This is a genomic window from Aliidiomarina taiwanensis (assembly GCF_003987015.1).
Lineage (GTDB): Bacteria > Pseudomonadota > Gammaproteobacteria > Enterobacterales > Alteromonadaceae > Aliidiomarina > Aliidiomarina taiwanensis.
Map to the genome: position 1 here is coordinate 113,458 of NZ_PIPQ01000002.1, position 11,611 is coordinate 125,068.

General features: G+C 50.4%; 10 protein-coding genes. 3 read left to right on the top strand and 7 right to left on the bottom strand.

What is annotated here, in order from left to right; genetic code table 11:
- Nucleotides 1–33 precede the first annotated feature (33 nt).
- Entirely contained in the window at nt 34–678 is a 645-nt protein-coding gene (gene fabR, locus CWE15_RS04910; RefSeq protein WP_126756970.1) for an HTH-type transcriptional repressor FabR, read from the bottom strand.
- 133 nt (nt 679–811) lie between these two features.
- Between fabR and CWE15_RS04915 the strand changes: the two genes are divergently transcribed.
- From CWE15_RS04915 to CWE15_RS04925, 3 genes are all read left to right on the top strand, one after another.
- Entirely contained in the window at nt 812–1,912 is a 1,101-nt protein-coding gene (locus tag CWE15_RS04915; protein ID WP_126756971.1) for an acyl-CoA desaturase, read from the top strand.
- 100 nt (nt 1,913–2,012) lie between these two features.
- Nucleotides 2,013–2,240 carry a hypothetical protein gene (locus CWE15_RS04920; RefSeq protein WP_126756972.1) on the top strand — a complete coding sequence of 76 codons (228 nt, stop codon included), beginning with the start codon at nt 2,013–2,015 and terminating at the stop codon, nt 2,238–2,240.
- A 4-nt stretch (nt 2,241–2,244) separates the two neighbouring features.
- A complete protein-coding gene (locus CWE15_RS04925) occupies nt 2,245–2,979 on the top strand; it encodes a putative metalloprotease CJM1_0395 family protein (protein WP_241971852.1) in 735 nt (244 codons plus the stop codon).
- Here the strand turns inward: CWE15_RS04925 and CWE15_RS04930 are convergent.
- The 6 genes from CWE15_RS04930 to CWE15_RS04955 all read right to left on the bottom strand — a co-directional run bounded on the left by CWE15_RS04930 (nt 2,976) and on the right by CWE15_RS04955 (nt 11,386).
- Nucleotides 2,976–3,908, bottom strand: a complete 933-nt coding sequence (locus tag CWE15_RS04930; protein WP_126756973.1) for an AEC family transporter — start codon at nt 3,906–3,908, stop codon at nt 2,976–2,978. The genes CWE15_RS04925 and CWE15_RS04930 overlap by 4 nt on opposite strands.
- A 3-nt stretch (nt 3,909–3,911) precedes the next feature.
- Nucleotides 3,912–6,239, bottom strand: coding sequence for a Tex family protein (locus tag CWE15_RS04935; RefSeq protein WP_126756974.1), 2,328 nt, complete (start codon nt 6,237–6,239; stop codon nt 3,912–3,914).
- Nucleotides 6,240–6,288: 49 nt separating this feature from the next.
- On the bottom strand, nt 6,289–6,906 hold the full coding sequence (locus CWE15_RS04940; protein WP_126756975.1) for a glutathione S-transferase family protein: 618 nt from the start codon (nt 6,904–6,906) through the stop codon (nt 6,289–6,291).
- A 151-nt stretch (nt 6,907–7,057) separates the two neighbouring features.
- Nucleotides 7,058–9,496 (bottom strand): S9 family peptidase, encoded by a 2,439-nt coding sequence (locus tag CWE15_RS04945; protein WP_126756976.1) that lies wholly within the window; start codon nt 9,494–9,496, stop codon nt 7,058–7,060.
- 125 nt (nt 9,497–9,621) lie between these two features.
- Entirely contained in the window at nt 9,622–10,095 is a 474-nt protein-coding gene (gene greB / locus CWE15_RS04950; RefSeq protein WP_126756977.1) for a transcription elongation factor GreB, read from the bottom strand.
- 79 nt (nt 10,096–10,174) lie between these two features.
- A complete protein-coding gene (locus tag CWE15_RS04955) occupies nt 10,175–11,386 on the bottom strand; it encodes a M24 family metallopeptidase (protein WP_126756978.1) in 1,212 nt (403 codons plus the stop codon).
- Nucleotides 11,387–11,611 lie beyond the last annotated feature (225 nt).

Here is an 11,611-nt window from a genome sequence, read left to right on the forward strand (position 1 = left end):
AGTGTAGCAGTTTGTCGTGAAAGCTTACACAGCTTAGCTATCAAATGCCGGTGGCGAAGTCAGAGTGGACTCCTCTTGCTTTTGTAAAGAAAGGGCGCCGTGGGCGATCATGCGCACTTGTAAAATGGTTTGCTCTGTCAGTTGTTCTAATTCTTGCGCGTTTAAGTCAAGGGCGTCAGCGCCGGCACTAAACACCACACGCACAATGGCGTTGCTTTGGGCTTGGGCTATTACGTCGGGGGTGTTGCGTTCAATAATCAGGAAGTCACGCAGTTCATTGGTGAAATGGCTAATTTCACGCGCAATGGCTAACCGAAGTTCAACCGTGGTACCGGCTTGCTCCTGCAGCATAAGGCGAAAAATATTCTTGTTATGGGTGACATAGTCCATAAAGGTGCGCACCGACACTTCAATAATAGAACCGCCTTTGGCAATTCGCTGGCGCGACTGACGCATAAGCTGGCGCAAGGCCAAACCTCCTTCGTCTACCAAGGTTAAGCCTAGCTCGTTCATGTTTTCAAAGTGGCGGTAAAAAGAGGTAGGTGCTATTCCTGCTTCGCGCGAGACTTCCCGCAAGCTCAAACTGGAAAAAGAGCTTTCCGCACATAATTGGTTCAAAGCGGCTTGAATTAAGGCGTGTCGTGTTCTTTCTTTCTGTTGGGCGCGAACACCAGACATAGTTAGTTCCTCTGCGAAGTAGAAATAAAGAGTATCAGTGAACAATTGTACGGTCAATTTACAAAATACCGCTTGATCCCACATTAAATACAATATAAATTCAGCGTACACTTGTTAGCTGAAATGGCAATTTATGAAAAAACCTGCATTACTCTGGCTCAATATTTCTATATTTAGCATGACTTTTTTAGTCTCTGTTATTGGCGCACCGCTTTACCTAGCATTGAATGGGCTTAGCACCAGCTTGGTTGTAGCCCTGTTGGCGTTATTCGTTTGGTCCGGCATGTCCATTACCGGTGGTTACCACCGTTTATGGTCGCACCGCACCTACGACACCCACCCAGTGGTACGCGTTATTTACGCGCTAGGTGGCGCTTTGTCGCTGCAAAACAGCGCCTTGCATTGGGCTTCAGACCACCGCGAACACCACAAGCATGTGGACCACATCGACAAAGACCCCTACTCCATTAGCCGTGGCTTTTGGTTTGCTCACATGGGGTGGATGCTGCGTGAATATCAAGCGCACCGCTACAATGACTACTCGAACGTAGCAGATTTACAAAAAGACCCGATTGTTATGTGGCAACATAAGCACTATTTGGCACTGACCTTACTAATGAACATAGGCGTGCCCTTATTGATTGGTGTGCTGACCGGGCAGGTTTGGGGAGCATTATTATTCGCAGGGTTTGTGCGCATTTTCTTAGGCCATCACACCACTTTCTTTATTAACTCGCTGGCGCATACCTGGGGCAAACGCCCGTACACAGAACGAAATACAGCGCGGGACAATGGTGTGCTTGCCTTTCTTACCTTCGGTGAAGGCTACCATAATTTCCATCATATCTTTGCGGGCGACTACCGCAACGGCATTCGTTGGTATCAGTTTGACCCGACCAAATGGTTAATCGCTTCGCTGGCGTGGTTTGGGTTAGCGCGGAACTTGAAGCGCACCAACAAGTACCTTATTGAAAAAGCGCGCTTAGAAATGATGTGGCTGCGAGCGCAAGAAAAACGGGCAAGTTTTAGCGACGTGCTTGAGCATGAGTACAAAGTACTGATTGACTCTTTGCGGGAACTAAACAGTCGTCGCCGTGCTTGGATAGCTGCCAAAAGCGACGCAATTAACGATATGGCGCAAGTGAAAGAGCTTAAAGCACAATATAAAAGCTTGAAACGGAATTTCCGCCAAGAAAAACGCCAATTTAGACGGCAGCTTATGTCGGCCGCATAGGCAGAACAAAGCAGGAGGCAGCGGCTTTTTAGTCGCTGCCTTTTTGTTTGCCAAATTCCTGAGTATGCGCAATAATTAAGCACTCTACAGGGAGCGCCACATGAACATAGACTCTTCACTTCCAGCGGCCTTTACTTCTGCCGCCCAAGGCATGCAGCGCAGCACACAACAGGTGGCCAGCGCAAGCCAGTATATTGCCCGTGAAGACACGCCTAAAACCTCAGCTATTACCGAATTGCTTGAAGGTGAACTGACCTACCAAGCCAATGCCAAAACCCTTTCTGTGTCCAGCGGTATGCTTGGCACCTTAATTGACATTAAGGTGTAATGGTATGGTTATGTCTGTAAACGCTTCTGTCCCTTACGTGGCTTCAACAGCTGCAAGCCCCACCGACATTTTACAGCGCGACAACCAAATGCGGGTGGCGGTGCCACCTGTGCCAAGAAGTGAAGCCTACCCACGGGAAGAAGGGGTAGGGCGAGACGTAACCACCTTAGCGGGCATGCCAAGTTTTGCGCACCAACTCGCCGGAGCCCGTAACGAAGGTGAGCTGTTGCGGCGACGGGCCAATAAGGACAACAGCGAAAAAGAAACACCGAAAGCGGCAGACACAGAACTGACGGAAGCCGAAGAAAAGAAAGTGGCCGAGCTAAAGCAGCGCGACGCCGAAGTACGTCGCCATGAAGAAACCCACGCCAGTATAGGTGGCCAGTATGCCGGCTCGCCCAATTATGAAATGGAGCAAGGCCCCGACGGCCGCTCGTATGCGGTGGGTGGCTCGGTAGATATAGATGTAAGCCCCATTAGCAACGACCCAGAAGCCACCATTAGCAAAATGCAAATTGTGCAGCGGGCGGCGTTAGCCGTAGACGAGCCTTCCGCAGCAGACCGACAAATAGCCGCCAAAGCCGCCCAGCAAGAGCAAGAAGCCAGGCAGAAGCTGGCTGCAGAAAAGCAAGGTATGAATGACAGCGACCCGGCGGAAGACGGCCGCGCCCATTTTGTTGCCCAAGCCTATCTTGGGGCTAGCCAACCACGCCAAACAGGTCTGTTTGCTTCGGTTTAAACCGCGCCTAAGGTCCTTTCAAGCACCCAAGCCACCAAAGGCAGGGTAAGCATACCGATGAGAACCCCATACCCAATAATCGCCGCGACTAAGCGGGGTTTGAGCCCAGCGCCAATGGCAACAGCACCGCCGGTGATCATAGGCGGCATGGCCGCTTCTAAAATGGACACATGGGCCGCTAAGGAATGAATACCCAAGAACATGAAGCCCGCAAGGGCTGCGGTAGGTAACAATATAAGCTTAATGCTGAGGGCAGTGACAAAAGGCCCAATATGGTTGCGCGCAATGCGCAAACGTAGCTGCAAACCAACAGCCACCATCACAACCGGTATTAATGTTGCAGCCAAGTTTTCTAGCAGGGGCTGTAGAATAGAAGGGTACTCTTTTTGCCCGAACAGGAGTGCTACAAAGAGCGCAATCACAGGCGGGAAAACCAATAGCTTTTTGATCTGCTGCCAGGGGGTTTGGCGCTGCGAGTCATCGCCTTTAGCGCTGCTGTAATGGGCGGCAATGGCACTGCTGATAAGTGCTAAGGCCAAAAACGAACCAGTTTGGTCGTAAATAACCGCATAGGGCAAGCCTTCCGTGCCATAAAAAGCTTCCACAAAAGGAAAACCAACAAACGAGGTGTTACCCAAGGGCACCACCACCAATAAGGCACCTGTTAGTTCACGGCTCCAGTGAAATAATTTACTGGCAAGCAGCACCAAGCCTATGGCCAGTAAGTACATGGCCCAAGGGATGATAAGTGGAGCTAATACGTCGGCGCTCAGTTCTAACTGGGGTAAATACAACAGAATAAGGGCTGGCACCGACACATAAATAACGTATTGGTTTAGCACATATCCGGACTGCTCAGGTAACGACCGGGTACGTTGCAGTACCCAGCCGATCACCAAATAAGCTACGATAAGCGCAAGGTTTTCCATGGCTTAACGCTTTTTCGCCTTCGCAAAAGCATCTGCAAACGCGCTGTTAATGGGCGCACTCGCGGGCTTTTTATGTGCCCCTTGCTGGCGTCCACGCGGAGGTTTGCTGGCTTTCGCTTTTGCTTGGCCTGGCTTTGCGGTCGGTGCAGCTTGAGTGACATCGTCGTTTAAGCGCATGGTCAGGCCCACACGTTTTCGTTCAATGTCTACTTCCACCACCTTTACTTTCACAATTTGCCCTGCTTTCACCACGTCGCGCGGGTCACTAACAAAGTGGTCAGCTAAAGCTGAAATATGCACTAAGCCGTCTTGGTGTACGCCCACATCAACAAACGCACCAAAGTTGGTTACATTGGTCACCACCCCTTCTAAGGTCATGCCGGGCTTTAAGTCGTTTAAGGTTTCAACGCCCTCTTGGAAGGCCGCGGTTTTAAACTCTGGGCGCGGGTCGCGGCCAGGCTTTTCCAGCTCTTTTATAATGTCGCTCACTGTGGGGACACCGAAAGTGTCGTCCGTGTAGTCGGCCGGGTTTAAGCTGCGTAAAAAGGCCACGTCGCCAATCATGTCGGCCATCGCTTTACCATTTTTCTCAGCAATACGCTCCACTATAGGGTAGGCTTCCGGGTGCACCGCCGAGCGGTCTAAGGGGTGTTCGGCATCCATCACGCGCAAGAAGCCAGCCGACTGTTCAAAGGCTTTTGGCCCTAGGCGTGGTACTTTTAGCAATTCTTTTCGGCTGCTAAAAGAGCCTTCCGTATTGCGGTACTGCACAATGTTTTGGGCCAAATTACGGTTGAGTCCCGCAACACGCGCTAATAAAGGCGCAGAAGCTGTGTTTAATTCTACGCCAACCGCGTTGACACAGTCTTCTACCACAGCGTCTAGGCTTTGCGCTAATTGCGACTGGCTCACATCGTGCTGGTATTGGCCTACACCTATGGCTTTGGGCTCAATTTTTACCAGCTCTGCCAGCGGGTCTTGCAGGCGGCGGCCAATGGACACAGCGCCCCGCAGGGACACGTCTAAGTCGGGGAATTCTGCAGCAGCCAGCTCAGAGGCCGAGTACACAGAAGCTCCCGCCTCGCTGACGGTAATTTTCTGTAATCCCAGCTCTGGGTTGGCTTTCATTAACTCGCCCACCAGCTTGTCGGTTTCCCGCGAGCCGGTACCGTTGCCAATGGCAATCAGTTCAACTTTGAACTGCTTACACATAGCTGCAAGGGAGCGTAAGGCTTTGTCCCATTGGTTTTGCGGTACATGGGGGAATATGGTGGAGTGACCAAGTAGCTTGCCTGTGGCGTCTACCACCACAACTTTAACGCCGGTGCGTAACCCTGGGTCTAAGCCCATGGTAGTTTTCGCACCAGCAGGGGCCGCCATTAATAAGTCTTTCAGGTTGGCTGCGAACACGTTAATGGCTTCGGTTTCTGCGGTGTCACGCAGTTGACCTAGTAAGTCTGTTTCCATACGCGGCAGCACTTTAATGCGCCAAGCCCACTGCACGGTTTGCTGGCGCCAAAGCCCTACAGGCGAGTCGCTCAGCTCAATGCCGGCATGGGCCGCAATGCGTCCTTCATACTGGCTGGTGCGGTTGCCTTCTTCCGCGTGCGGGTCGGTGTTTAGTTTGAGTTGCAAAATTCCTTCGTTGCGCCCACGCAGTAAAGCTAAGGTGCGGTGCGAAGGAACTTTCCGTAACGCTTCGCTGTACTCAAAGTAGTCGCGGAATTTGGCGCCTTCTTGTTCTTTTCCTTGCATTACTGTGGACTCAAGCAAGGCTTCTTGCCATAACTGGGCACGCACGGTTTTTAGTAAAGCGGCGTCTTCGGCTAAACGCTCCATAACAATAAACCGAGCGCCCTCAAGCACCGCTTTCTCGTCGGCAAAGCCAGCTTCTGTATTTATATACGTTTGGGCGAGCGCTTCAGGGTCGCAGGAATTGTCTGTTAGCAGGGTGTCGGCTAAGGGCTCAATTCCCGCTTCAATAGCTATTTGGCCTTTGGTCCGACGCTTAGGCTTATACGGCAGGTATAAGTCTTCAAGCTCAGTTTTTTGAGTGCATTGGTTAATGGTTTGTTCAAGCTCAGGCGTTAACTTGTCTTGATCGGCAATGCTTTTCAAAATAAACGTACGGCGCTCGTTTAACTCCCGTAGGTAGGTTAAACGAGCTGCTAAATGACGCAATTGAGTGTCGTCGAGCCCGCCGGTCATTTCTTTCCGATAGCGGGCTATAAAAGGTACGGTTGCACCTTCGTCGAGTAGTTGAACTGTGGCTTGAACTTGCGCTTCACGAATGTGAAGTTCTTCGGCTATTAGTGAAGTAACTGCCAGCATACGGCTCTCTTTTATTGCTGCAAAAAGTGGCCTGTATTCTACCCTAGAATTAGACGTTTGCCGAATCGCGCTTTAGCATGCGGTCGTACCATGCCTGTAAATGTTTGTGCTCGGGTTGAATACGAATATCCACCACGCGGGCAAATTCAAGGGTACAAAAAGCAGTAATGTCGGCCGCAGTAAAGCGGTCGTAGCAAATCCATGTGTTGTCTTTCAAGTGCTTGTCTAAAAAACCCATGAACCCTTCAGCGTTTTGCTTACATTCTTCACCCCATTCCGTGTGCTGCACCTTGGTTTCTGCAAAATAGTCAGTGAGGTGCTGAAACGCCATACCGACAGGTAAGAAAAAGTTGAATTCAAGCCAGCGCAACCATTGTTCGATATGCGCTACTTCAAAAGAAGTCTCACCAAGCAGCTTTGGTGTTTTGGGAAACTGCTCTTCAAAGTAGCGGCAAATGGCCATGGTTTCAGCAATGGTGCTCCCGTCTTGCAGTTCAAGCACAGGTACACGTTTCATTGGGTTTAAGGCAGCAAAATCTGGGGTCAAATGCTCGCCTTTTTTGAGGTCGATTTCAATACGCTTGAGGTGACCAAGTAACCCTTTTTCTGCTAAAAACATACGTACGCGCCGAGGGTTCGGCGCCGCAGCCATTTCATAAAACTTCATACGAGTTATCCCTTTTCTTTCAAATTATTCCATCAAAGTGCTACTGCATACAATCGTATTGATTGTTAACTTGCGGTTAATTTTAGCAGAAACAAAACAAAAAAAACCCCGGACAAAGCCGGGGTGCTACTAAAAAGTTATTAGCTTTTGATTATTCGATGTTTTTAACGAACTCGTCGAGCCACTCTACGGTTTCCCACATCATGTGCAAAATCGACTCGCGGGCACGATAGCCATGGCTTTCAAGGGGCAGCATTACCAAACGCGTGGTGCCACCTAGACCTTTCACCGCATGGTATAAGCGCTCACTTTGCATCGGGAAGGTGCCCGAGTTGTTGTCGTCGCTGCCGTGTATCAGAAGCAGAGGCGTTTTAATTTTGTCTGCTGCAAAAAATGGAGACATGCGAATGTATAAAGAGGAGTCGTCCCATACGGTCCGCTCTTCACGCTGGAACCCAAACGGGGTGAGGCTACGGTTATACGCACCACTGCGAGCAATACCGGCTTTAAACAAATCCGTATGCGCTAGCACGTTGGCTGTCATAAAGGCGCCATAGGAGTGGCCACCAATGGCAACACGATTTGGGTCGGTTACGCCAAGGTCAGCACCCGCTTTAATGACAGCGCGCGAGTTCATTTCAAGCTGCTCAATAAAGGTGTCGTTTGGAAGCTCATCACCTAGCCCAACAATGGGCATCGTGGCGTTGTCCATCACCGCGTACCCTTGAGTAGCTAAAAACTGCGGACGCCAGTAGCTAATGCGGTTAAAGGTATACGGCGAGCCAGAAACCTGTGCTGCCGCGGCATTACTGCGGTATTCACGTGGGTATGCCCAAACAATTGTTGGCAGTGGTCCGTCGCGCTCTTTGTCGTACCCTGCAGGTAAGAACAAGGTAGCCGACATGGGCAGGCCGTCTTCCCGCTTGTAATGAATCAGCTCGCGCGTAATGTTCACGGTTTCAGGCATTGGGTGCGCTGTTTCCGTTAACGCCCGTAAGCTGTCGGCGTTGTTAATGTCGCGTACGTATAGGTCCGGTGGCGTATTAATGGCTTCACGTCGGGTAATGAACAAACCTTCAAGGGCATTTAATGCCGACACAGGCTGTTCGTAGTAAGGCGCTTGCGACTGCCATAAACGTTCGGTTTCACCTGTGGCTAGGTTACGACGGTCGATAAATGGGCGGTCGCCTTCGTCTGAAGCACCTTTGCCCGTTAGCATAATATGACCATTATCAACCAACAATACGCGGCGACGGTCAGCATTTCGGGTCATCAGCGGTGTGCCTGGGTCTGTGTAGGTGTTCTCGTAAGAACGCTCCCAAACAAGTTCTGGCTTGGCGTCTGTGTCAGGGCTAATACGCCATACTTTTTCACTGCGATCAGACCAGAAACGTTCGGTTACTAACGCGAGTTCACCGCTGTGAGCAAGGAAACCACGGTAGCGAGAACCCAGGTCAATCAATTTTTTCGGCTCAGCCGTAAAGGGTGCACTTAACTGATACACACTGTCGCGAATATCAGCGGGTGTGCGTGGGTTACCACCGTCTTGAGCCACCGCCCAAATTAAGGTGGCGTCGGCGTCGGCCCGCCAAGAAATAAGGCGAGGCGAGGTAACGGCTGCATCAAAGGCAATGGGTAAGTTGTCAGCAAGGGGTTGGTCGGCCACTAAGTACTGCACGTCACCTGCTAGGTTCCACACTTCTGTTTTGCGGGCAAAGCGCGAACGCGGGACAGCGTAGGAATAAGGCTTCTGAATGGTAGTAACAAGCAGCAATTCACTGTTTGGTGACAAAGAAAAACCACTGTACACGGCAGGCTTTCCAATAGCTTTCGCACGGCCACGGGCATTAATGCGCGTGACTTCACCACTAAAGTAGTGGTCAAACAAAGCTTCGTCGTGCTCATTGCTTAATAAGTCTTGGTAGGTGCGCGCTGGTGCAACCCGACCACGGCTTTCCGTAATAACAGGGCCTGCAGGTACCGCCGACTGCTTCGGCTCTGCACCCCGGTTTTTTGGCACCGCTAATACATACAAGGTTTGGTTGTCGTTGGCCCACTGCAATGGGTTGCCCCACACCGTATTGGCTTTTACTTTACGGCCAAAACGTTTCGCGCGGCCACGTTCAACGTCGACACGCCACACTTGCGCTTCATTTTCTTCTAATTGCACAAATGCAAGGTAGCGGCCGTCGCTCGACCAAGTTGGGTACAAGGCTTTCAAATCGCGCGGTAAGCCACGTACGTCAATGTTGCTACCGTCGGCAATGTTTATAAAGGAAAATTCATTTACATAACGCGACTGGCTGGTGGTGTTGTTGGCTGGGTTAATACGGCGACCCGCCAAGCGGTATTCAGGTGCTGCTAAGTCGGCAATTGAGGGCAGCGCAGGGCGGCCAGCAACTAGTAAAACTTTACCGCCGGGTGCAACGTAGGCAGACGGTGCAGGTGCTGCGTCGGCAATGTTCACTAGCTCTTGGCTAGGCACTTGGTAGTTTAAATCAACCTGGCCTGCGTGGGCTGGTTGAATAAATGCGGAAGGAGCAACCAATAGCAAAGCTAAGGCTACTCCCCGTACGAATTGAGTAAGCATAAGTAATACAACTCCAGAGTTAATTTCACCTTCATAAAACCTCTAATGCAGGTGAAAATCCAGCAGATTGAGACGAACCACAGTTCAAACTCGTTTGTTCGTGGCTGGCTGTTATTTTTTGTACGTTATTTTTGGTACCTAATGGCGTCGATAAACCAGGTTTTATTACCCGTGGGCGTACGCACTAACACTTCGTCGTCTACTTCTTTTTTTAAGCAGGCGCGGGCCATAGGCGAGTCAATAGAAATAACCCCTTTTTTATTATAAATTTCGTCCGGCCCTACAATTTGGAAGCTTAAGGTTTCACCGGCTTCATCGGACAGCTCCACATAGGCGCCAAAAAACACTTTGCCTTCCTGTTGCGGGTTATACTCCACCACTTGCACTTCTTCTAAGCGCTTGCGCAAGTAGCGAACCCGGCGGTCAATTTCTCTTAACTTCTTTTTATTGTATTGATAGTCCGCGTTTTCCGAGCGGTCGCCTAAACTCGCTGCCCAAGTAACCACCCGGGTGGTTTCAGGTCGCTCCACGCGCCATAAATGTTCAAGTTCATTATTCAGCTCGGCATAGCCGCGGCTGGTAATAAGTTTGGTTTTCATTGGCTTCGTTCCGAATGTTTATTAAACCCAGGCCACACCACACATGGCATGGCCTGGAGGCAGTAGAGAGAAGTGTGTGTTAGGTCAAATTAAACGGGTCGTCGAGGGAGCCAGAAGGCTCGGTAAACCACTTCGGCCCGCTTTCTGTCATGTAAAAGTGGTCTTCAAGGCGCACCCCAAACTGGCCAGGGTTAATAACCATGGGCTCGTTACTAAAGCACATGCCTGGTGCGAGTTTGGTTTCGTCGCCACCTACTAAATAAGGCCATTCATGAATGTCCATACCAATACCATGGCCGGTCCGGTGTGGAACGCCCGGTAAGCGGTAGTCAGCTTCTAGCTTCAATTCTTTCAGCTTTGCGCGCACCGCGTCGTCTACCGAAGCACAAGTAGCGCCCAGTTTGGCAGCGTCAAACGCCGCTTGTTGCAGTTGCTGTTCGTACTCCCAAAACTGACGTTGCGACTTAGTGGCTTCACCAAATGCGTAGGTACGGGTAATGTCTGAAAGATAACCATGCAATTTACAGCCCGTGTCGATAAGTACCCAGTCGTTCTTTTCTAAAACAGGGTCGTAACTTACCCCGTGTGGGTAAGCGGTGGCTTCACCAAACAATACAATGCAAAAGAACGAACCACTCGAGCCAACACGCTTATGGGCTTCGTTAATAAAAGCTTCTACTTCCGACGCCTTAATACCTTCGTGCAAAATAGACGCTGTGGCCTTATGCACTTCTAACGTCATATTCATGGCGGTTTGAATAAGCTGTAACTCGGTGTCCGACTTATGCATACGGCACTGAGCTGTAATGCTTACCGCGTCAATAAGCTGCGAAGCCGGCTTCACAAGCTGAATTTTAGACACCATGGCATACGAGGTACTTTCGTCTATAGCCAGAATATAGTCGCTACCAAACTGTTCGTTTAAATAGCCCACCATTAGCTCGGTAGGCGACTCGTGCTCTTCCCACAGCAAAGGCTCTAACGGCAACACCATGGCCTGGGTAAGCGAACCTTCTTCAAACGCCGGCGCAATCAATTTCACCGGGCCTTCAGGCAAAATAATAGCGCCCACTAAGCGCTCACTGGCGTACCATTTTAGCCCTGTAAAGTACTCAAGGTTGGTGCCCGCATTCAAATAAACAGCACTTACCCCTTGCTCTTGCATGAGCCGCTGCGCTTTTGCTACCCGCGCTTCATATTCCGGCAAGCCAATAGGCGTTGCATGCGCGGTCATGTCTTCTAGTTTGTTTAAAGCGTCTTCAATACGCGTATTCCCCACGCCAATTGTCATGCTGAACTCCTCATTAAGCATTAAGAAAGGAAAGAGGCCACACCCCTTATGCAAAGTGAATACTAGTGTAAAGCATTTCGGGCGGGATACGTAGAGGCAAGGGGGGTGGTGAATGGTTCGCTTTTAGTAGGCAGACATGTTACATATTAAATGTTGATTTTATGTTTATTGGTGTTTTCTTTTCATCCACAACAGGTTTTGACGGGGTTCTTTGTTAGCTTATGT

What these genes read in the sequence shown, in the direction of transcription:
- CWE15_RS04940 (WP_126756975.1), bottom strand. Translation starts at nt 6,906, where the DNA reads ATGAAGTTTTATGAAATGGCTGCGGCGCCGAACCCTCGGCGCGTACGT.
- CWE15_RS04945 (WP_126756976.1), bottom strand. Translation starts at nt 9,496, where the DNA reads ATGCTTACTCAATTCGTACGGGGAGTAGCCTTAGCTTTGCTATTGGTT.
- CWE15_RS04930 (WP_126756973.1), bottom strand. Translation starts at nt 3,908, where the DNA reads ATGGAAAACCTTGCGCTTATCGTAGCTTATTTGGTGATCGGCTGGGTA.
- greB (WP_126756977.1), bottom strand. Translation starts at nt 10,095, where the DNA reads ATGAAAACCAAACTTATTACCAGCCGCGGCTATGCCGAGCTGAATAAT.
- CWE15_RS04935 (WP_126756974.1), bottom strand. Translation starts at nt 6,239, where the DNA reads ATGCTGGCAGTTACTTCACTAATAGCCGAAGAACTTCACATTCGTGAA.
- CWE15_RS04925 (WP_241971852.1), top strand. Translation starts at nt 2,245, where the DNA reads ATGGTTATGTCTGTAAACGCTTCTGTCCCTTACGTGGCTTCAACAGCT.
- fabR (WP_126756970.1), bottom strand. Translation starts at nt 678, where the DNA reads ATGTCTGGTGTTCGCGCCCAACAGAAAGAAAGAACACGACACGCCTTA.
- CWE15_RS04915 (WP_126756971.1), top strand. Translation starts at nt 812, where the DNA reads ATGAAAAAACCTGCATTACTCTGGCTCAATATTTCTATATTTAGCATG.
- CWE15_RS04920 (WP_126756972.1), top strand. Translation starts at nt 2,013, where the DNA reads ATGAACATAGACTCTTCACTTCCAGCGGCCTTTACTTCTGCCGCCCAA.
- CWE15_RS04955 (WP_126756978.1), bottom strand. Translation starts at nt 11,386, where the DNA reads ATGACAATTGGCGTGGGGAATACGCGTATTGAAGACGCTTTAAACAAA.